Annotated in this window: 21 protein-coding genes; 2 read left to right on the forward strand and 19 right to left on the reverse strand. The window is 71.4% G+C overall.

All coding sequences use genetic code 11. The features are described from left to right. Positions 1 to 623: GTP-binding protein (locus tag BMZ47_RS27245; protein ID WP_139221086.1), on the reverse strand; the 623-nt coding region annotated here is incomplete at its 3' end. A gap of 309 nt (positions 624 to 932) precedes the next feature. Here BMZ47_RS27245 and BMZ47_RS27250 point away from each other — a divergent pair. Continuing rightward, entirely contained in the window at positions 933 to 1,796 is an 864-nt protein-coding gene (locus BMZ47_RS27250) for an outer membrane protein (RefSeq protein WP_091865480.1), read from the forward strand. Positions 1,797 to 1,905: 109 nt separating this feature from the next. Here BMZ47_RS27250 and phnN read toward each other — a convergent pair whose 3' ends face one another. From phnN to phnG, 9 genes are all read right to left on the reverse strand, one after another. Then, the gene (gene phnN / locus BMZ47_RS27255; protein WP_091865482.1) at positions 1,906 to 2,436 is read right to left on the reverse strand and encodes a phosphonate metabolism protein/1,5-bisphosphokinase (PRPP-forming) PhnN; all 531 of its coding nucleotides are present in this window, start codon (positions 2,434 to 2,436) and stop codon (positions 1,906 to 1,908) included. Next, positions 2,436 to 3,572 (reverse strand): alpha-D-ribose 1-methylphosphonate 5-triphosphate diphosphatase, encoded by a 1,137-nt coding sequence (locus tag BMZ47_RS27260; RefSeq protein ID WP_007560188.1) that lies wholly within the window; start codon positions 3,570 to 3,572, stop codon positions 2,436 to 2,438. Before BMZ47_RS27260 ends, phnN begins: the two co-directional genes overlap by 1 nt. A 111-nt stretch (positions 3,573 to 3,683) precedes the next feature. Further along, entirely contained in the window at positions 3,684 to 4,388 is a 705-nt protein-coding gene (gene phnL, locus BMZ47_RS27265) for a phosphonate C-P lyase system protein PhnL (RefSeq protein ID WP_091865485.1), read from the reverse strand. Then, the gene (gene phnK / locus BMZ47_RS27270) at positions 4,385 to 5,158 is read right to left on the reverse strand and encodes a phosphonate C-P lyase system protein PhnK (RefSeq protein ID WP_091865488.1); all 774 of its coding nucleotides are present in this window, start codon (positions 5,156 to 5,158) and stop codon (positions 4,385 to 4,387) included. Before phnK ends, phnL begins: the two co-directional genes overlap by 4 nt. Further along, a complete protein-coding gene (locus BMZ47_RS27275; RefSeq protein WP_091865491.1) occupies positions 5,155 to 5,631 on the reverse strand; it encodes a GNAT family N-acetyltransferase in 477 nt (158 codons plus the stop codon). The genes phnK and BMZ47_RS27275 overlap by 4 nt, the downstream gene beginning before the upstream one ends. Continuing rightward, complete coding sequence (locus BMZ47_RS27280; RefSeq protein ID WP_039902374.1) at positions 5,628 to 6,503, reverse strand: alpha-D-ribose 1-methylphosphonate 5-phosphate C-P-lyase PhnJ; 876 nt, start codon at positions 6,501 to 6,503, stop codon at positions 5,628 to 5,630. Before BMZ47_RS27280 ends, BMZ47_RS27275 begins: the two co-directional genes overlap by 4 nt. Positions 6,504 to 6,514: 11 nt before the next feature. Continuing rightward, positions 6,515 to 7,615, reverse strand: a complete 1,101-nt coding sequence (locus BMZ47_RS27285) for a carbon-phosphorus lyase complex subunit (RefSeq protein ID WP_091865494.1) — start codon at positions 7,613 to 7,615, stop codon at positions 6,515 to 6,517. Positions 7,616 to 7,618: 3 nt separating this feature from the next. Then, positions 7,619 to 8,206 (reverse strand): phosphonate C-P lyase system protein PhnH, encoded by a 588-nt coding sequence (gene phnH / locus BMZ47_RS27290; RefSeq protein ID WP_091865497.1) that lies wholly within the window; start codon positions 8,204 to 8,206, stop codon positions 7,619 to 7,621. A gap of 2 nt (positions 8,207 to 8,208) precedes the next feature. Continuing rightward, the gene (phnG, locus tag BMZ47_RS27295; protein WP_007560203.1) at positions 8,209 to 8,676 is read right to left on the reverse strand and encodes a phosphonate C-P lyase system protein PhnG; all 468 of its coding nucleotides are present in this window, start codon (positions 8,674 to 8,676) and stop codon (positions 8,209 to 8,211) included. A gap of 79 nt (positions 8,677 to 8,755) precedes the next feature. Here phnG and phnF point away from each other — a divergent pair, with 79 nt between their 5' ends. Beyond that, the gene (phnF, locus tag BMZ47_RS27300; protein ID WP_091865499.1) at positions 8,756 to 9,499 is read left to right on the forward strand and encodes a phosphonate metabolism transcriptional regulator PhnF; all 744 of its coding nucleotides are present in this window, start codon (positions 8,756 to 8,758) and stop codon (positions 9,497 to 9,499) included. A gap of 6 nt (positions 9,500 to 9,505) precedes the next feature. Here phnF and phnE (BMZ47_RS27305) read toward each other — a convergent pair whose 3' ends face one another. From phnE (BMZ47_RS27305) to BMZ47_RS27345, 9 genes are all read right to left on the reverse strand, one after another. Then, the gene (phnE, locus tag BMZ47_RS27305) at positions 9,506 to 10,375 is read right to left on the reverse strand and encodes a phosphonate ABC transporter, permease protein PhnE (RefSeq protein ID WP_091865502.1); all 870 of its coding nucleotides are present in this window, start codon (positions 10,373 to 10,375) and stop codon (positions 9,506 to 9,508) included. Then, the gene (phnE, locus tag BMZ47_RS27310) at positions 10,372 to 11,253 is read right to left on the reverse strand and encodes a phosphonate ABC transporter, permease protein PhnE (RefSeq protein WP_091865504.1); all 882 of its coding nucleotides are present in this window, start codon (positions 11,251 to 11,253) and stop codon (positions 10,372 to 10,374) included. Before phnE (BMZ47_RS27310) ends, phnE (BMZ47_RS27305) begins: the two co-directional genes overlap by 4 nt. 25 nt (positions 11,254 to 11,278) lie before the next feature. Beyond that, positions 11,279 to 12,208 (reverse strand): phosphonate ABC transporter substrate-binding protein, encoded by a 930-nt coding sequence (gene phnD, locus BMZ47_RS27315; protein ID WP_091865507.1) that lies wholly within the window; start codon positions 12,206 to 12,208, stop codon positions 11,279 to 11,281. Positions 12,209 to 12,311: 103 nt separating this feature from the next. Next, positions 12,312 to 13,238, reverse strand: coding sequence for a phosphonate ABC transporter substrate-binding protein (gene phnD / locus BMZ47_RS27320; protein ID WP_007560213.1), 927 nt, complete (start codon positions 13,236 to 13,238; stop codon positions 12,312 to 12,314). Between the two features lie 114 nt (positions 13,239 to 13,352). Beyond that, the gene (gene phnC / locus BMZ47_RS27325) at positions 13,353 to 14,201 is read right to left on the reverse strand and encodes a phosphonate ABC transporter ATP-binding protein (protein WP_007560215.1); all 849 of its coding nucleotides are present in this window, start codon (positions 14,199 to 14,201) and stop codon (positions 13,353 to 13,355) included. Between the two features lie 122 nt (positions 14,202 to 14,323). After that, positions 14,324 to 14,956 carry an LbetaH domain-containing protein gene (locus BMZ47_RS27330; protein ID WP_091865510.1) on the reverse strand — a complete coding sequence of 211 codons (633 nt, stop codon included), beginning with the start codon at positions 14,954 to 14,956 and terminating at the stop codon, positions 14,324 to 14,326. Further along, positions 14,949 to 15,635, reverse strand: coding sequence for a DUF1045 domain-containing protein (locus BMZ47_RS27335; RefSeq protein ID WP_091865513.1), 687 nt, complete (start codon positions 15,633 to 15,635; stop codon positions 14,949 to 14,951). Before BMZ47_RS27335 ends, BMZ47_RS27330 begins: the two co-directional genes overlap by 8 nt. A 25-nt stretch (positions 15,636 to 15,660) precedes the next feature. Continuing rightward, positions 15,661 to 16,809, reverse strand: a complete 1,149-nt coding sequence (locus BMZ47_RS27340) for a ceramide glucosyltransferase (RefSeq protein WP_091865516.1) — start codon at positions 16,807 to 16,809, stop codon at positions 15,661 to 15,663. Positions 16,810 to 16,943: 134 nt separating this feature from the next. Continuing rightward, positions 16,944 to 17,782 (reverse strand): autotransporter outer membrane beta-barrel domain-containing protein (locus BMZ47_RS27345; protein WP_139221087.1); only part of this gene is annotated, 839 nt, incomplete at its 5' end.

The following is a 17,782-nucleotide window of genomic DNA, read 5'->3' on the forward strand; positions in this document are numbered from 1 at the left end:
GGACGCTCCGGCTGCGGGATGTAGCTGTCCACCGTCTCCATCAGCTTCAGGACCGCGTCCTTGCCGATCTTGGGCTCCTTGTCCTCCAGCGCCATCAGCGCCGAGCCCTTGGTGATCGGGATGTCGTCGCCCGGGAAGTCGTACTTCGACAGGAGCTCGCGCACCTCGAGCTCGACCAGCTCCAGCAGCTCCTCGTCGTCGACCATGTCGACCTTGTTCAGGAACACCACCAGCGCCGGGACGCCGACCTGGCGGGCCAGCAGGATGTGCTCGCGGGTCTGCGGCATCGGGCCATCAGCCGCCGACACGACCAGGATCGCGCCGTCCATCTGGGCCGCACCGGTGATCATGTTCTTCACGTAGTCGGCGTGGCCGGGGCAGTCGACGTGCGCGTAGTGCCGGTTCTGCGTCTCGTACTCCACGTGCGCCGTCGAGATCGTGATCCCGCGCGCCTTCTCCTCAGGCGCCTTGTCGATCTGGTCGTAGGCCGTGAACGTCGCCCCGCCCGTCTCCGCCAAAACCTTCGTGATCGCCGCCGTCAACGACGTCTTGCCGTGGTCGACGTGACCGATCGTGCCAATGTTGCAGTGCGGCTTGGTGCGGGAGAACTTTTCCTTGCCCATGATTCCCATTCCTGCGGCGGGGACCACGCTGTTCCCCGGATCCTGGTCGGCCGCCCCGAACGTGAAGAGGGGCGAAAAACGCGGTCCGCTTAGAGGCTCGGCCGCTCGCGATCAAGGTCCGGCGCGCACGAGGCCCCCGGTGCGACGCCGTCTGTCAAGCGCCGAGCCGCCACATTGGACGACGCGGATACTGATGCTCACCACTTCCGGTGGACACTTTCGAGACACAGTGTGGCTTGCAGGGCATAGCGGACCTGAAGCGGCCGAGCTTAAGTGGCGACAACCACTGGTCACCCGGGTCCCGCAAACATGATGAAGAAGTTCCTCCTCGCCACCGCCGCCACGGCGCTGGTCTCGACGGCCGCCGTCGCTGCCGACCTGCCGCGTCGCGCCGCGCCGCCGCCGGTCTTCACTCCGGTTCCGGTCTTCACCTGGACGGGCTTCTACGCGGGTCTCGAGTCGGCCTACACCTTCACCGACCGCGAGCGCATCACCACGGTCGGCGTCCTGCCGGGCAACGCCGCCAACGTCGCGCTGGGCCGCCGCCCGGCCGTGACCTCGACCACGCAGGACGGCTTCGCCAACATCGGCGGCACCGCCGGCTACAACTATCAGTTCACGCCGGGCTCTGGCATCGTGGTCGGTATCGCCAACAGCATCGACTGGACCGACATCACCAAGAACCGCGTCGTGCTCGGCACCGGTAACGTCGCCGGCGGCCCGCCGAACCTCAGCCAGTTCCGCCAGAGCCTCGACTGGCTCGGCACCCTCACCGGCCGCGCCGGCTACGCCTTCGACCGGGTCCTGGTCTACGGCATGGGCGGTCTCGCCTACGGCAACGTGTTCCACGACGCCAACTTCTACACCCCGGGTGGCGCCCTGCAGTTCGCCGGCCGCTACGACGACTTCAAGACCGGCTTCGCCTATGGCGGCGGCATCGAGTTCGCGATCCCGACCGACAGCTTCCTGAACAACTTCGCGGTCGGCAAGTATCTCGGCATCAAGTACGACGCCGTGACCATCAAGGCCGAGTACCTGCACTACGACCTCGGCAGCCAGAGCGTCCTCGTCGCCGCGCTTCCGGGCGTCGGCAACGGCTCGTACATCTCGCGCTTCCGGACCGAGGGCAGCATCGTCCGCGCCGGCTTCAACTACAAGTTCGGCGGCTTCTAGGACCGAGCCGACAGGCGCGGCCCGGGAGCGAACCGCCCGGGCTGATTTTCGCGGGCGCGTGCCGGGATCGGCGCGCGCCCGTCTTGTTTTCGGGCTGTCGCGAGACGGCCTAGCAGGCGCGCAGATGCGCGATCAGCCGGGCCGCCGCTTCGTCGGGCGTGCCGGTGTTGAGGATGGTCAGGTCGGCCCGGACCCGGGCCTCGCGGGCCAGGCGCGCGGCGAGGTCGCCGTCCTCCGCCCGGTTGCGGGCCGCGATGCGGCTGGCCAGGATCTCGGGGGGCGCCGTAACCTCGACCACGCTGACCGGAACGTCGCCGCCCCGGGCCTCCTCGACGATGCGGCGCGAGACGTTGCAGACCACGATATGCCCGCCCGCGGCGAGATCGGCGGCCTGTGCCGGAATCGCGTAGCCGAGGCCGTGGGCGCGCCAATGCAGGGTGAAGGCGCCGGACGCGCAGCCGGTCTCGAAGGCGGCCGCGTCGATCTCGTCGTTGTCCTCGTCGCCGGAGGGCGGCCGGGTCACGAGGCGGCGGGGGAAGACGTAGCGCGGGTCGCCCGCCAGCTCCGCCCGGGCCAGCCGGATCAGCGTATCCTTGCCGGCGCCGCTCGGGCCGACCACCAGGACCAGGCAGCCCGCCATCAGGCGACCCGCTGGCCGGCGCGCCAGACCTCCCGGACCACCGGCACCCCTTCCGCGCGCTGGACCCGCACCAGGTCGGCCCGCAGGCCCGCCTGCAGGGCGCCGCGGTCGGTCAGGCCGGTGGCGCGGGCGGGATTGGCCGTGACGGTGGCCAGCGCCTGCGGCAGCGAGATCGCGGGCGCCTGCTCGGGCAGCAGGAACGCTGCCATCAGCAGGCTCGCCGGCACGTAATCCGACGACAGGATGTCGAGATGGCCGGCCTCGGCCAGCGCCAGGGCGGCGACGTTGCCGGAATGCGAGCCGCCGCGGATCAGGTTCGGCGCGCCCATCATCACGGTGATCCCGCGCCCGTGGGCGGCCTCGGCGGCCTCCAGGGTGGTCGGGAACTCGGCCAGCGCCACGCCCTCGCCGGCGGCGAGCTCGACATCGGCCAGGGTCGTGTCGTCGTGGCTCGCCAGGGGGATGCCCATCTCCTGGGCGAACTGGACCAGGGCCGGACGGTTGCGGCCGTTCAGCGCCTGCCCCTCCCGGATCTTGCGCTCGGTGTTGACCCGGATCTCCTCCAGGGTGCGGCCGCCCCGCGTGGCGTAGGTGTAGTACTTCTCCATATCCCGGAACTGGCGCTGGCCCGGGGTGTGGTCCATCAGCGAGATCAGGCCGATCGGGTAGCGCGCGTTGAAATCCGCCACCGTGTCGAGCACGTCCGCGGACGGCAGCTCGCAGCGCAGATGCGTGTAGTGCTCGGCCCGGAACAGGTCGCCGGCGCGCGCGGTCTCGATCGCCGCGGCGAGCTGCTTCAGCTCGGAGCCGAGACCGCTGCCGTCGGGGTCGCTGCCGGCGCGCAGGGAATCGAACACCGTGGTGATGCCCGAGGCGGTGATCTGCGCGTCGTAGGCGAGCACCGCGCCGAGGGGATGCCAGCGGACCTTGGGCCGGGGCGCGAAATGGCTCTCGAGATGGTCGGTGTGCAGCTCGATCAGCCCGGGGATCAGGTGGTCGCCGCCGAGGTCGAGGCCGCGCTCGGGCGCGCGCCCGGTGCCGATCTCCGCGATGAGGCCGTCGGTGACGGCGAGCCAGCCGTGCTCGACCCGGTCCGGCAGGACCAGGATCGCGTTCTCGAGGATCAGGTCGCTCATCGGAACTCCTCTACAGCCTCGTCCCGCACGGTGGCATCCAGCGTTCGGAAAAAGACGATGTGAATCACTGGTCTAGCGCGTCGTGCCGGCTCCGATTCCCGCCACGCCGCGCTAGGCCGCCCGGGCTTGCGCAAAGCGCGTCACGTCGACGATTCGCGTCGCCACAGCATCGCGCATCTCGCTGTCGTGAAAGATGCCGAGCACGCCGGCCCCGGCGGCCAGCTTCTCGCGCACGAGCGCGGCCACCACGGCGCGGTTGCTGGCGTCGAGGGAGGCGGTGGGCTCGTCGAGCAGGAGCAGCGGCCGGTCGGCGATCAGCCCCCGGGCGATGTTGACCCGCTGCTGCTCGCCGCCGGAGAAGGTGGCGGGCGGGAGGCTCCAGAGCCGCTCGGGCAGGTTGAGCCGGGCCAGCAGATCCTTCGCCCGCGCGCGCGCCGCGTCCTCGGACAGGCCGCCCTCGCGGCCGGCGGCCTCGACCACGTCGAGGGTCGAGACCCGGGGGATCACCCGCAGGAACTGTGACACGTAGGCGATGACCCGCGCCCGCAGGGCCAGCATCCGGCGCGGATCGGCCCGCACCACGTCCACCACGGCGTCGCCGTCGCGGACCAGGATCGCGCCGGCATCGCAGCGGTAATTGCCGTAGGCCATCTTCAGGAGCGAGGACTTGCCTGCCCCGGAGGGGCCCCCGAGCACCACGCACTCGCCCGGCGCCACCGAGAGGCTCACCCCGCCCACCACCGGAAGAACGACGCCGCCGCGCAGGTGCAGGGTGAAGCTCTTGGCGACGTCCTGGAAGGTCAGAAGCGCGGTCATGCGGCGAGCACCGAGGAGACGAGGAGCTGGGTGTAGGCGTGCTCGGGATCGTCGAGCACCCGGTCGGTCAGGCCGGTCTCGATCACCCGGCCGGCGCGCATGACGATGATCCGGTGCGAGAGCAGCCGCGCCACCGCGAGGTCGTGGGTGACGATGATCACCGCCAGGCCGAGCTCGGCCGAGAGCCGCCGGATCAGGTCGAGCAGCCGGGCCTGGACCGAGACGTCGAGCCCCGAGGTCGGCTCGTCCATCAGCACCAGCCTCGGGCCGGTGACGAGGTTGCGGGCGATCTGCAGGCGCTGGCGCATGCCGCCGGAGAAGCGCGTGGGCGGATCGTCGATCCGGTCGGCGGCGATCTCGACCCGGCCGAGCCAGTCGAGCGCCTGCCCGCGGATGCGGCCGTAATGGCGCTCGCCGACCCCCATCAGGCGCTCGCCGACATTGCCGCCGGCCGAGACCGTCATGCGCAGGCCCTGGGCCGCGTCCTGGCGCACGAAGCCCCAGTCGGTGCGCATCAGCGCCCGGCGCTCGGCCTCGCTCAGGCCGGCGAGGTCGCGCAGCACGCCGTCGCGCATCCGGTAGGAGACCGTCCCGGCATCCGGCGCCAGCTCGGTGGCGACGAGGGAGAGCAGCGTCGACTTGCCCGAGCCGGATTCACCCACGATCGCCAGCACCTCGCCGGGATCGAGGTCGAACGACACGTCGGCGCAGCCGAGGCGCGCGCCGTAGCGCTTGGTCAGGCCGCGAACCTGCAGCAGGGGCTCGCTCATCGGGTCACCTCTGCGGCGTCGGGCACGAAGGGCGGATCAAGGCGGAAGCTGTAGCCGTAGCGCTCGAAGCCGAGGCTCTCGTAGAAGGCGTGCGTCGGCTTGGCGTCGACATTCGAGGACAGGGCGAGCTTGTAGCAGCCCCGGGCCTGGGCGATGCGGAACGCCTCGCGCATCATCGCCCGGCCGAGGCCGCCGCCGCGATGCCCGGACGCGACCACCACACTCTCGACCAGGGCCGACGGCATGCCCCAATGGGCGATGTTGTCCAGGATGACGAGGCAGAAGGTGCCGACGATCCCGCCGTCGACCTCCGCCAGGTAGAGCCCGTAATCGGGATAGGCCGTGACGATCCGGTCGAGGAGCGTCTCGGCCTGATCGATTGTCGCCACCCGGCCGGCATTCAGCTCGGCGTAGAGGGCGAGGACAGCCGGGAGGTCGGGCTTTCCGGCCCGGCGGACCGTGAGGCCGGTCATACCGCGTCTCCCGTGCCGACATGGCCGTCCGCGCGGCGCCCCTCGCAATGATCGGTGTCCGAGCAGACGAACATCCGCCGGCCGGCATCGTCGAGCAGCATCTCGTCGAGATAGACCCCCTCGGCGCCGCACAGGGCGCAGGGCTGGTCGAATTGCTGCACCCGGAACGGATGGTCCTCGAAGTCGAGGCTGCGCACCGAGGTGTAGGGCGGCACCGCGTAGATGCGCCGCTCGCGCCCCGCCCCGAACAGCTGGAGGGCCGGGCAATCATCCATCTTCGGGTTGTCGAATTTCGGCGTCGGCGACGGGTCCATCACGTAGCGGCCGGCGACCTCCACCGGGTAGGCGTAGGTGGTGGCGATGTGGCCGTGGCGGCTGATATCCTCGTAGAGCTTGACGTGCATGGCGCCGTACTCGCGCAGGGCGTGGAGCTGGCGGGTCTCGGTCTCGCGCGGCTCGAGGAAGCGCAGGGGCTCGGGGATCGGCACCTGGTAGACCAGAACCTGGCCCTCCCGCAGGGGCGTCTCCGGAATGCGGTGGCGGGTCTGGATGATCGTCGCCTCGGTGGTCCGGGTGGTGGTGGCGACCCCGGAGGTGCGGGCGAAGAAGCGCCGGATCGAGACCGCGTTGGTGGTGTCGTCGGCGCCCTGGTCGATCACCTTGAGCACGTCCGCGCGCCCCAGGACCGCCGCCGTGACCTGCACGCCGCCGGTGCCCCAGCCGTAGGGCATCGGCATCTCCCGGGAGGCGAACGGCACCTGGTAGCCCGGCACCGCGATGGCCTTGAGGATGGCCCGGCGGATCATCCGCTTGGTGCCCTCGTCGAGGTAGGCGAAATTGTAGCCGGCTTCGGATCGGCTCGGCTCGATCATCGCTGTCGCGCTCACTCGGCCGCCTCCTGCACGCTGTCTGAATCTCGAAAAAACTCGGCGCGCAGGCGCCGGACCAGCTCCAGCTCCGCCTGGAAGTCGACGTAGTGGGGCAGCTTCAGGTGCTCGACGAAGCCGGTGGCCTGGAGGCTGTCGCAATGGGCGAGCACGAATTCCTGGTCCTGGGCCGGGCTCGTCACGGGCTCGCCGAGCTCCGCCGCCCGCAGTGCCCGGTCGACCAGGGCCATGGCCATCGCCTTGCGCTCGCTTTGCCCGAAGGTGAGCCCGTAGCCGCGGGTGAATTGGGGCGGCGTCGTCCCGGAGCCCGTGAACTGGTTGACCATCTGGCACTCGGTGAGCCGGATCCGGCCGAGCGGCACCGGGAAGCCCAGCTCCTCCGGCACGAACTCCACCGCCACGTCGCCGACCCGGACCTCGCCCACGAACGGGTGGGTGCGGCCGTAGCCGCGCTGGGTCGAGTAGCCGAGGCCGAGGACGAAGCCCTCGTCGCCCCGGGCCAGGGCCTGGAGGCGCAGGGCCCGGTCGGCCGGGTAATCCACCGGCTCCCGGGTGAGGTCGCCCACGGGGGCGCCGTCATCCGGAGGCGAAGGCTCGATCAGGCCGTCCTGGGCCAGCAAGTCGGTGACCCGCGGGCAGGTGCCGGCATCGTCGCGCGGCTCGGCCTCGGCGGCGGGCTCGACCGTGCCCGCGCCGGCGAGCGCGAAGTCGATCAGCCGGTGGGTGTAGTCGAAGGTCGGCCCGAGCACCTGGCCGCCGGGCAGGTCCTTGAAGGTCGCCGAGACCCGCCGCGCCACCGCCATGGCGCCGGTATCGACCGGCTTCGAGGCGCCGAACCGCGGCAGCGTCGTCCGGAAGGCGCGGACCAGGAAGACCGCCTCGACCACGTCACCGCGGGCCTGCTTGAGGGCCAGCGCGGCGAGGTCGGGATCGTAGAGCGAGCCCTCGGCCATCACCCGGTCGACCAGGAGCGTCATCTGCTCGCGGATCTGCGCGACGGTCAGCTCCGGCACGGCCGGGTCGCCCCGGCGGGTCTCGGCGAGCAGCCGGTGGGCGTTGTCGATGGCGGCCTCGCCGCCCTTCACAGCCACATACATCGGTCAGCTCTCCGTGACGGCGGTGGAGCGCGGGAGGCCGGCGACGCGGCCGGGGGCGGTGAGGATCAGGTCGATTCCCAGCGGGAACCCGGCGCGGTTCTCGGCCAGCTGCGCGACGAACCGCTCCGGCAGGGGCGCGAGCGCGATCCGCGTCGTACCGTCGATCCCGGGACCGGTGAGACGCAGCCCCTCCCCGGCCGTGATCGTGTCCAGAGCCAGCACCAGGGTGGTCGAGGTGTCGGGATAGGCCGGAGTGCCCGGCGCGAAGCGGACGAACGGCGGGCATCGGGCCGGATCGCGGATCAGCGCGAAGGCCGCCCGGGCCGGGTCGTCGGTGAGTGGCGCCCCGGTGTGGAAGCGCAGATAGGCGGCGACCTCGGGCGCGGCCGCGAGACCGGCATCGAGCCAGACCGGCGTGTCGGCATCGGTGAGCGCCAGCGCGATGGCGGCGAGTTCCGGGGTCAGCGGCGCCGGGGGTTCCAGCCCGGCCTCCAGGCGCCGGGGCAGGCCCGGGCGGGCGAGGGCGTCCATCACGGCGCGGAACGTCCCCTGCGCGTCGTGGACCGGATCGGCGAAGCCGGGTGCGAGCATGCTCAATCCTCCCCGCGGGCCAGCGTCAGGAAATCGACGCGGGTGGCGGCGGTGCGACGGGCCGCCCGATGGCGGGCGGCCTCGGCCTTCTCGGCAGCCGACCGGAGCGCGTCCTCGACCCGGGCGCGGCGGGACGGATCCTGCCAGAGCGCGTCGAGGGTGGCGGCGAGCCGCGCCTTCATGCGGTCGCGGCCGAGATGGTAGGCGAAGCCGGTGGCCCCGTCGGGGAGCCGGATCGCCGCCCGGGTCACGCTGACCTCGCCAAGATTGAACGGCCGCCCGTCGCCGCCGATTCGGCCCGTGGCCATCACCAGCCCGGTCTCGGGCGGGCGCAGGTCCTCGATGGGCGGGGCTGCGAGGGTCTGCAAGGCGGCGTCGAGGTCGTCCCGGCTCGCATCGGCGCAGAGCGCCATCACGGCCCGGCGGGCCGCACTCTCATCCGGGCCTTGGTGAAGCGGGCTCGTCGCCATCGCGAATCCCTCTGTCGAGCTGTTGTCTAGTCGTGTAGACAACTAGCGTGCCGGGCGCAAATGAAGTTTGGATGACAGGATGGATGCACAGGAGCAGGCGCCCGGCCTCGTCCGGGGAGAGGGGCTGACGGCGTGGCGGCAGATCGCCGACGCGCTGACCGCCGATATCGCGGCCGGGCGTTACGCGCCGGGCCAGCAGATGCCGACCGAGGCGGCGCTCGCCGCGCGCTTCGCGGTCAACCGGCACACGGTGCGGCGGGCGCTCGCCGCCCTGGCCGAGAGCGGCCTCGTGCGCGCCAGCCAGGGGCGCGGCACCTTCGTGGAGGAGGCGCCGCTCGCCTACCCGATCGGACCGCGCACCCGCTTCTCCGAGATCGTCACCGGGGCCGGGCGCGAGGCCTGGGGCGACCTGCTCGCCTCGGCCACCGTCCCGGCCGGCCCCAAACAGGCGGCGGCGCTGGCGATCGAGACGGGTGCGCCGATCCTCGAATTGCTGACGATCCACCGGGCGGACGATGCCCCGATCTCGACCGCGCAGACCTGGCTGCCCCTGCCACGCTTTTCCGGCTTCGCCGCGGCTTACGCCGAGCGCGGCTCGATCACCCGCGCCTTCGCGGCCTGCGGGGTGCACGATTACACCCGCCTCTCGACGCGGATCCGCGCCCGCCCGGCCGATGCCCAGGAGGCGGAGCGCCTCGACATCGCCCCCGGGCGGGTGGTCATGGTGGTGTCGAGCGTCAACATCGACTCCGCGGGCGTGCCGATCCAGGCGAACCGCACGCTGTTCGCCGCCGACCGGGTCGAGCTGGTGATCGGCGGCTGAAATCGCTCAGCGCGCCGCCGGCCCGATGATCGCCCGGCGCAGGCGGGTCGAGACCCAGTCGATCGCCGCCACGGTGGCGAGGATCATCAGCACCAGGAACGCGACCTGCTGCAGCTCCAGGACGCGGATCAGCTCGGTGAGGTACTGGCCGATGCCGCCCGCCCCGACGATGCCGATGATCGTGGCCGAGCGGGTGTTCGATTCGAAGAAATACAGCACCTGGCTCGCCAGCACCGGCAGCACCCCGGGGATCAGCCCGAAGCGGATGCGGTGGAGGGCCGAGCCGCCCGAGGCGACGACGCCCTCGCCCGGCCGCCGGTCGCAGGTCTCGATCGCCTCGGAGAACAGCTTGCCGAACGCCCCGAAATCCGAGCACGCGATGGCGAGCATCCCCGCGAAGGGGCCGAGGCCGACGACGTTGATCCAGATCAGCGCCCAGATCAGCACGTCGACCGAGCGCATCACGTCGAGGCCCCGGCGCACGGCGAAATGCGCGAACGGGTTGGGCACGACGTTGCGGGCGGCGAGCAGCGCCACCGGGAAGGCCAGGATCGCCGCCGTCAGGGTGCCCAGGAAGGCGATGCCCAGCGTCTCGCCCAGGGCGTGCACGAAGGTGCCGAGATGCCCCTCCGGCGAGGGCGGCAGCATCAGCAGCGCGAAGGAGCCGAGGCGCCCGAGCCCGTAGAGGAGGCGCGCGGGCGACATCTCGAACTGCCAGGCGCCGAAGCCGGCCAGCCCGATCAGGCCGCCGAGCAGCAGCGCGGCGCGCAGGCGCGCGGGCCAATCCGTCCGGAACTGCGCCGGGTAGCGGGCGCGCAGGCGCGCGAGCTCGGCCCGAGCCTCGGCCCGCAGGGTTTCGGAGCGGGCCTTGCTCATCGGGCCTCCTCGGTGCCGGTCAGCCGGTGGCGGACCTGCTCGGTGGCGAGGTCGATGCCGATGACGGTGAGGATGATCAGGCCGAGGATCGCGCTGACATCCGCGTAGTAGAAGTTGCGGATCGCGGCCAGAAACTCCTGCCCGATGCCGCCGGCGCCGACGAAGCCCAGCACCGCCGCCCCGCGCACGTTGATCTCGAAGCGCAGCAACGCGTAGGAGGCGAAGTTCGACAGGACCTGCGGCAGCACGGCGAAGCGCACGGTCTCGATCCAGCTGGCGCCCGAGGCCGACAGGCCCTCGACCGGCCGCATGTCGATATTCTCGACCACCTCGGAGAACAGCTTGCCGAGCGCCCCGGTGGTGTGGACTGCCAGGGCCAGCACGCCGACCATCGGGCCGAGCCCGAAGGCGATGACGAACAGCAGCGCGAACACCACGTCGGGAATCGTGCGGCACACCTCCAGGAAGCGCTTGGCGACGAAGCGCACCGTGGGCGACCGCACCAGGTTGGCGGCGGCCACGAAGCTGAGGGCGAAGCCCGCGAGCCCGCCGAGCAAGGTGCCGAGATAGGCCATCAGCACGGTCTCGCCGAGCAGGGCGAGCCATTTGGGCAGGCCCCAGTACCAGGCGCGCACATCCTCGAGCGGATGCTCGAGACCGACCGGCGGCCAGATCTGCGCGAGATAGGCGGTGAACTTGCCGATATTCTCGGCGAAGACCAGCGGCCGCACTTCGGCGGCGAGGGCCGCAAGCAGCGCCAGCACCGCGACGACGGCGAAGCTCGCGAGCGTGCGGCGGCGGGCGGCGCCGCTCGCCGCCGCGTACAGGCCGGAGAGGGCGGCTTCCCGCTCCGGCGGCAGGGGTGTCAGGCCGCGCAAGGCGGGGGTCCGATCAGGCTTGCGATCAGGACTTCTTGCGCTGCTCGTCGTTGAACTTCAGCATGTCGATGATCGGCTGGTAATCCTTGAGCGTCACCGGGGTGAGGCTGAGATCCTTGCCGTCGGACAGCTTGTCGAACGCCGCCTTGTCGGCGGTCGGCACGTCGAGGAAGGCCTGGCGGATCTTGGCCTTCAGGTCGCCCGGCAGGCTCGCCAGCACGGCATAGGGGCCCTCCGGCAAGAAGTCGGACTTGAACACCACCCGGAAGTCCGATTGCTTCATGGGCGTGCCATCTGGGTTCTTCAGCACGCCCTTGGCAACCATGCGGGTTACCATCGTGTCGGTCTCGGAGTTCCACAGGTTGGCAGCAGAGTCCACGGTGCCCTGGGTGAGCGCCAGGACCGCATTCTCGTGGCTCCCGGCGTAAACGACCTTGGCGAAATGCTTGTCCACGTCGAAGCCGGCCCGCTTCAGGAAGAAGCGCGGCGCCTGGTTGCCGGAGGTGGAGTTCGGATCGACCAGGGCCAGGTTCTTGCCCTTGAGGTCTTCGATCGTCTTGTACGGGCCGGAGGCCAGCGTGTAGATCACCGAGTAATAGCCCGACGCGCCGGTCTCGTGCTGCGGGTTCACCATCGGTTCGATCTTCACGCCGGTCATCACGGCCCGGGCGAAGGAGGCAGCACCGTAGAACGCGATCTGGATGTTGCCGGCGCGCTGGCCCTCGATCACCGCGGCGTAGTCGCTGGCGACCCGCAGCTTCACCGGCACGCCGACCGCCTTGCTCAGGTAGTTCGCCAGGGGAGCGTAGCGGTCGTTGGTGCCGCTGGCATTCTCCATCGGGATGACCGCCAGGGTCAGCTCGGGATACTTGGCCTTCCAGTCCTGGGCGGCGGCCGGCAGGCCGAGGAGGGCGAGCGCCGCGGCCGCGGCGGCGAGGGTGCGTCGGGTGATCATCGTGTGGTCCTCGGGTGATGGATCGGCCGGCCGCCGGGCGGCGGCATGCCGGTGGTGAGGCGGTGGCGCCCGCAACGCGGCGCGAACCGGGTGAAAGCCGGGATCAGGAGCGTTTGCGCTGCTCGTCGTTGGCCTTCAGCATGTCCATGACCGGCTGGTAGTCCTTGAGCGTCACCGGGGTGACGCCGAGATCCTTGCCGTCGGAAAGCCGATTGAACGCCGCCGTGTCGGCCTTGGGCAGATCGACGAAGGCCTGGCGGATCCTGGCCTTCAGGTCGTCGGGCAGGGTGGCCAGCACGGCGTAAGCGTCCCCGGGCAGGGCGCCGGACTTGAACACGATGCGGAAGTCCGACTTCTGCATCGGCTTGCCGGCGGCGTCCTTCACGACGCCCTTGGTGAGCATGCGCGTGAGATTGCTGTCCGTCTCGGAGTTCCAGAAGTTCGCCGCCGCATCCACGGTGCCCTGGGTCAGGGCCAGCACGGCGTTCTCGTGGCTCCCGGCATAGACGGCCTTGCCGAAATGCGTGTCGACGTCGTAGCCGGCCTGTTTCAGGAAGAAGCGCGGCGCCTGGTTGCCGGAAGTGGAGTTCGGATCGACCAGGGCGAGCTTCTTGCCCTTGAGGTCCTCGACCGTCTTGTACGGGCTGGAGGCCAAGGCGTAGATCACCGAGTAATAGCCCGCGGTTCCGGTCTCGTGCACCGGGCTCACCATCGGCTCGAGCTTCACCCCGGTCATCGCGGCACGGGCGAGCGAGGCCGCCCCGTAGAACGCGATCTGGATGTTGCCGGCGCGCTGGCCCTCGATCACCGCGGCGTAGTCGCTGGCGACCCGCAGCTTCACCGGCACACCGAGCGCCTTGGTCAGGTAAGCGGTCAGAGGCGCGTAACGGTCGGCCGTGCCGCTGGCGTTCTCCGCGGGGATCACCCCCAGGCTCAGCTCGGGATACTTGGCCTTCCAATCCTGGGCGGCGGCCGGCAGGCCGAGCAGCGCGAGCGCTGCCGCGGCGGCGAGGGTGCGTCGGGTGATCATCGTGTGAGTCTCAGATCCGTATCAGGCGCTGGATCGGCCGACCGCAATCGGCACACCAAGCCAGGCGCTTCCCCGCCCCGTCGTTTTTAGCGTTTTGGTCCCGACGCCGCCGGCTCAGGCGCCGATGGCGGCCTCGCGGATGGGCTGGACCGGCACGAGGCCCGGGAGCCCCGGCATGGCCGCCCGCTGCTCCGCCTCGCGCTCGGCGGAATCGTCCAGCACCTCGCCGGCCTCCAGGCCGTAGAGGCGGCGCGCCACATCCTCGGTGAGGTCGAACGGGCCGCCATCGAACACCACCCGGCCGGCGGCGAGCCCGACGAGGCGGTCGCAATAGGCGCGGGCGAGGTCGAGCGAGTGCAGGTTGCACAGGACCGTGATGCCGTAGCGCCGGTTCACCGCGGCCAGCGCGTCCATCACCAGGCGGGTGTTGCGCGGATCCAGGGACGCCACCGGTTCGTCGGCCAGCAGGATCTCCGGCTCCTGCACGAGGGCCCGGGCGATGGCGACGCGCTGCTGCTGCCCGCCCGACAGGCCGTCGGCCCGCTGGCCGGCGAACTCGCCCATGTCGAAGCTCTCGAGGGCGGCGAGCGCCATGGCCCGGTCCTCGTCGGACCACATCCGGAGCAGGGACCGATGGGTCGGCACATGGCTGAGCCGGCCCATCAGGACGTTGTTCATCACGTCCAGCCGGCCGACCAGGTTGAATTGCTGGAAGATCATGGCGCAGCGGGTGCGCCATTCCCGCAGGGCCCGGCCCGTCAGGCCGGTGACGTCGCGGCCGTCATAGAGGATGCGGCCCGAACTCGGGTCGGCAAGCCGGTTGATCAGGCGCAGAAGTGTCGATTTGCCGGCTCCAGACCGGCCGATCACGCCCACGAAGGTCCCGCGCTCGATCTGCAACGAGACACCGTCCACGGCCCGGCGGCCGCCGTACTGACGCGTGAGATCCTCGACGACGAGCATTCATGTCCATCCGCTGCGGAATGCGCGCAGCTAAACGCCTCTTCGACGACGATTGGATGACGAATACGATCCGATTTATTTAGTCGGCGCACCAAAGCAGCGGACGCGCAGAGCGCTGCGCTCTATGTCCCGGACCAACTTGTGTACCGTTCCAGGAAATCCTCGATCGAGAGCGCGCGGAAATCCGGCAGCGCCCGGCGCAGGCGCTCGTGGTCCCAGTCCCACCAGGCAAGGCGTTCCAGGCGCTCGGCGATCGGCTCCGGAAAGCGGCGGCGCACCGGCCGGGCCGGGTTGCCGACGACGATCGTGTAGGCCGGCACGTCGCGGGTCACGATCGCCCCCGCGCCGATTACGGCGCCGGTGCCGATGGTGCGGCCGGGCAGCACGACGACCCCGTGGCCGATCCAGACATCGTGGCCGATGGTCACCGGGCTGGACCGGCGGCGCTCGAAGAAGGATTCCTCGTCCACCTCCTTCGGCCAATAGGCACGGGCCCGATAGGTGAAATGCGCCTGGCTCGCGCGCTCCATCGGGTGGTTGCCCGGGTTGATCCGGACGTGGGACGCGATCGAGCAGAACTTGCCGATGGTGGTGTAGATCACCTCGCCGTCCTGGCTGATGTAGGAATAATCGTCGAGGACGGTCTCGGTCAGGCGCGTGCGGGCGCCGACCTCGGTGTACCGGCCGAGATGGCACTCGGTGACCCGGGCGCTCGGGTCGATCGCGGGCGTGAGGCCCAGATAATGCTCAGCCATGGGCGCCCCCGAAGGGCAGGCGCGCCAGGAGCCGGAACGGCTCGGACCCGTCCTGGGACAGGAGGCTCACGGCGTCGATCACCACGGGTTCCGGCCCGGAGGCGGCGTAGGCCTCGGTCAGCCGGCGCAGCCAGGCGGCGCGGCCGGGCTCCGGCAGGGCATCGGTCAACGTCATGTGGAACCGGAAGGCTTCGAAGACATACGGGTAGCCCCAGCGGGCCAGGAGCGCGCGGCCGCGCGGATCGAGGCGCTCCGGGCGGCGCTTGGCGCGCTCGGCCTCCGAGAGCGGCGCCCGCAGCGGATCGAGGGCGGCGACGCATTCGGCGGCGAGCAGGCCGAGCTCCGGCGGCGGGGCTTCGGGCACCAGGGCGAGGAACGGCCCGAGCGCCGCGACCCGCAGCGGGCCGAGCGAAACCGGCGGGTGCCCGGCCGCGAGGTCCCGGGCGGTCGCGAGAAGGTCCGCCTCCTCGGCCGCCGGGGCGAGGCGCATCGGCGCCTTGAGGGTCGTGTGGAACCCGTAGATCCGGGCCCCCGCGGTGACCGCGGCGAGGTCGCCGAGCCCGTCCGGATGCGGGACCGGGGCGCCGGCGACGTTGTCGTAGCCGAGCACGGCATTGCCGAAGGCCGCGAGCCCCGAGCCGGGCGCGGGGAGCCAGTAGAGGGCGTAGCGGCGCGTCATGTCCCGACCTCCGGCTCCCGCGCGGTCACGCCGTCGGCGCGCAGGCGCGGTCGACGCTCGCCCGGCGGGGGCGCACATCCATGGCGTTGCCGCGCCACACGATGGCGCTCTGCACCCAGGCCCCCAGCCAGATCGCCGGGATCAGCGCGTCGCGCACCAGGAAGGCCGCCCACATCCGCGGCCCGCGATGCCAGCCCGCGCGGGCCGCGAGCCGGTCTTCGGCGATATAGCATAGCCCGGCGAGGGCGGCAGCGCCCGCGAGTCCGGTCAGGCTGCCGGCCCAGAGGGCGATCAGGAGCGCCGGCAGCAGGACGCCGCTGCCGATCTCCGGAGCGAAGAACAGCGGGAAGGTCACCCGCCGCAGCCGCGCCCAGCGCAGCTGCCGGGCCCAGACCTCGCGGAAGCCGCGGGGGCCGAGCGGCTGCTCGAACGGGCTCGCGACCAGGTGGACGCGCTTGCCCGCCGCCCGCACCAGCTTGGTGGCGGCGGCGTCCTCGGCGATCTCGGAGGCCAGCGCCTGCAGGCCGCCCTGGGCCTCCAGGAAGGGCTTGTGCCAGAGCATGCTCTTGCCCTGCGCGAAGCCCAGGCCAAACGCCTCGGCGGCGTATTGCCAGCGCGCCTGCAGCGTATTGAGGAAGGCGCATTCGACCTCGGCCATGAAGCTGCCCGGACGGGCGCCCGCCGGGGTCGAGCAGACGAGGCCGGTCTCGTCCCGCCAGGCCGCCTGGAGCCGCTGGAGGTAGTCCGGCGGCATGGCCACGTTGGAATCGGCCAGCACGACCCAGTCATGCGCGGCGGCGCGCCAGCCGCGCAGGCAATTGTTGAGCTTCGGATTGTCGCTGATGCGCTCGTCGCCGAGGATCAGCCGGGCCGGCACCTGCGGGTGGTCGGCGATCAGGCGCTGCACCCGCGGCACGATCGGATCGTCGGGATCGGCCACGCAGAAGATCAGCTCGTAGGCCGGATAGGCGAGGCGGAAGCTGCGGGCCAGCATCTCGTCGCTGAACGCCTCGATCCCGTGGAGCGGGCGGACCAGGGAGACGGGGGCGCCGGCCGGGAAGGTGGAGGCGCCGTGGACCTGGCCGATGCGCCGGCCCGCGATCGCGATGCTGGCGATCTGGACGAGGGCCAGGATCGCGCCGAGGGACAAAGCCGACACCGTGGGGTCAATCATGCGGATCCCTCGTGTACGCTCGTGATCGGCCCGGCTCGCCGGCGAGCGCGCGTCGCATCAACGACTTAGAGCCGCACCCAGTCCGGGCGCGGCTCTAGCGGCCGGACCGCGTCAGTCGTGTGACAGAGCGCCCATCAGAACCGGAGGGTGAAATTGCCCTTCACGGCCTGGTCCTGGGCGCGGGCGCCGACCTGGCCGGTATAGGCCACGCCCAGGCTGGCGTTGGGTGCCACCGCCAGGTCGAGCCCGGCGCCGGCCACCAGCGCGTCCCGGTCGATCGGGACGCCCGCGCTCAGGAAGGAAGGCCCGCTGCCGAAGCTCAGCAGAGCCGTCGGCACCACGTCCCCGAACGCCCGCCGGTAGCCCAGCTGCCCGTGCGCCGTCAGAGGAAGCCCGAAGCCCAGATCCAGGCTGGTCTGCGCCCGCACCCCCGCCGTCACCGCGCCGAGGTCGTAGTCGCGCGCGTAGCTCACCAGCGCCGCCGCGCCCCCGGTCTCCGCGAACCCGTCGCGCCGGATGCCGATATAGGCCCCGCCCACGAACGGCTCGATATACGAGGCCGCCACCGCCGGCCCGTCCTTCGAGACCAGGGCCGAGGCCGCGCCGAACGCGAACCGGTAGCCGATCTCGCCGAAACCCTGGACGGTGTGGCCGCCGCCATGGCCGGTCGGGCTGTCCGACAGGCCGTAGAGCACGCTGCGCCGGGTGCGGGTGTCGGTATCGGCGTAGAGGGCGCCCAGCCGCACCGAGACCGGGCCGAACGCGTAGCCGCCGTAGACGCCGCCGAAGCCGCTCTTGAGCGTCGCGCTCTCCGCCCGGGCACCGCCGCCCTGCCGGCCGGCGCTGTCGAGGTTGGTCTCGGTGTAGCCGCCGACCAGGCCGAACCGGACCCCGCTCGGCAGCCGGATGTCGGCGCCGAGCGCGAAGCCGGCGATCTGCCGGTCGAGGTCGAAGGTGTTGCCGCCCCCGCCCG

Source organism: Methylobacterium brachiatum, assembly GCF_900113845.1.
In the GTDB taxonomy this organism is placed as follows: domain Bacteria; phylum Pseudomonadota; class Alphaproteobacteria; order Rhizobiales; family Beijerinckiaceae; genus Methylobacterium; species Methylobacterium brachiatum.

Excerpts from the sequence above, each read along its gene's own strand:
- BMZ47_RS27260 (WP_007560188.1), bottom strand. The coding sequence starts at position 3,572 with ATGAGCGACCTGATCCTCGAGAACGCGATCCTGGTCCTGCCGGACCGG.
- BMZ47_RS27340 (WP_091865516.1), bottom strand. The coding sequence starts at position 16,809 with ATGATTGACCCCACGGTGTCGGCTTTGTCCCTCGGCGCGATCCTGGCC.
- phnN (WP_091865482.1), bottom strand. The coding sequence starts at position 2,436 with ATGGCGGGCTGCCTGGTCCTGGTGGTCGGCCCGAGCGGCGCCGGCAAG.
- BMZ47_RS27280 (WP_039902374.1), bottom strand. The coding sequence starts at position 6,503 with ATGATCGAGCCGAGCCGATCCGAAGCCGGCTACAATTTCGCCTACCTC.
- phnL (WP_091865485.1), bottom strand. The coding sequence starts at position 4,388 with ATGACCGCGCTTCTGACCTTCCAGGACGTCGCCAAGAGCTTCACCCTG.
- phnD (WP_007560213.1), bottom strand. The coding sequence starts at position 13,238 with ATGATCACCCGACGCACCCTCGCCGCCGCGGCAGCGCTCGCGCTGCTC.
- phnC (WP_007560215.1), bottom strand. The coding sequence starts at position 14,201 with ATGCTCGTCGTCGAGGATCTCACGCGTCAGTACGGCGGCCGCCGGGCC.
- phnH (WP_091865497.1), bottom strand. The coding sequence starts at position 8,206 with ATGCTCGCACCCGGCTTCGCCGATCCGGTCCACGACGCGCAGGGGACG.
- BMZ47_RS27250 (WP_091865480.1), top strand. The coding sequence starts at position 933 with ATGATGAAGAAGTTCCTCCTCGCCACCGCCGCCACGGCGCTGGTCTCG.
- phnK (WP_091865488.1), bottom strand. The coding sequence starts at position 5,158 with ATGAGCGAGCCCCTGCTGCAGGTTCGCGGCCTGACCAAGCGCTACGGC.
- phnD (WP_091865507.1), bottom strand. The coding sequence starts at position 12,208 with ATGATCACCCGACGCACCCTCGCCGCCGCGGCCGCGGCGCTCGCCCTC.
- BMZ47_RS27335 (WP_091865513.1), bottom strand. The coding sequence starts at position 15,635 with ATGACGCGCCGCTACGCCCTCTACTGGCTCCCCGCGCCCGGCTCGGGG.
- phnE (WP_091865502.1), bottom strand. The coding sequence starts at position 10,375 with ATGAGCAAGGCCCGCTCCGAAACCCTGCGGGCCGAGGCTCGGGCCGAG.
- BMZ47_RS27285 (WP_091865494.1), bottom strand. The coding sequence starts at position 7,615 with ATGTATGTGGCTGTGAAGGGCGGCGAGGCCGCCATCGACAACGCCCAC.
- phnG (WP_007560203.1), bottom strand. The coding sequence starts at position 8,676 with ATGGCGACGAGCCCGCTTCACCAAGGCCCGGATGAGAGTGCGGCCCGC.
- phnF (WP_091865499.1), top strand. The coding sequence starts at position 8,756 with ATGGATGCACAGGAGCAGGCGCCCGGCCTCGTCCGGGGAGAGGGGCTG.
- BMZ47_RS27330 (WP_091865510.1), bottom strand. The coding sequence starts at position 14,956 with ATGGCTGAGCATTATCTGGGCCTCACGCCCGCGATCGACCCGAGCGCC.
- BMZ47_RS27275 (WP_091865491.1), bottom strand. The coding sequence starts at position 5,631 with ATGACCGGCCTCACGGTCCGCCGGGCCGGAAAGCCCGACCTCCCGGCT.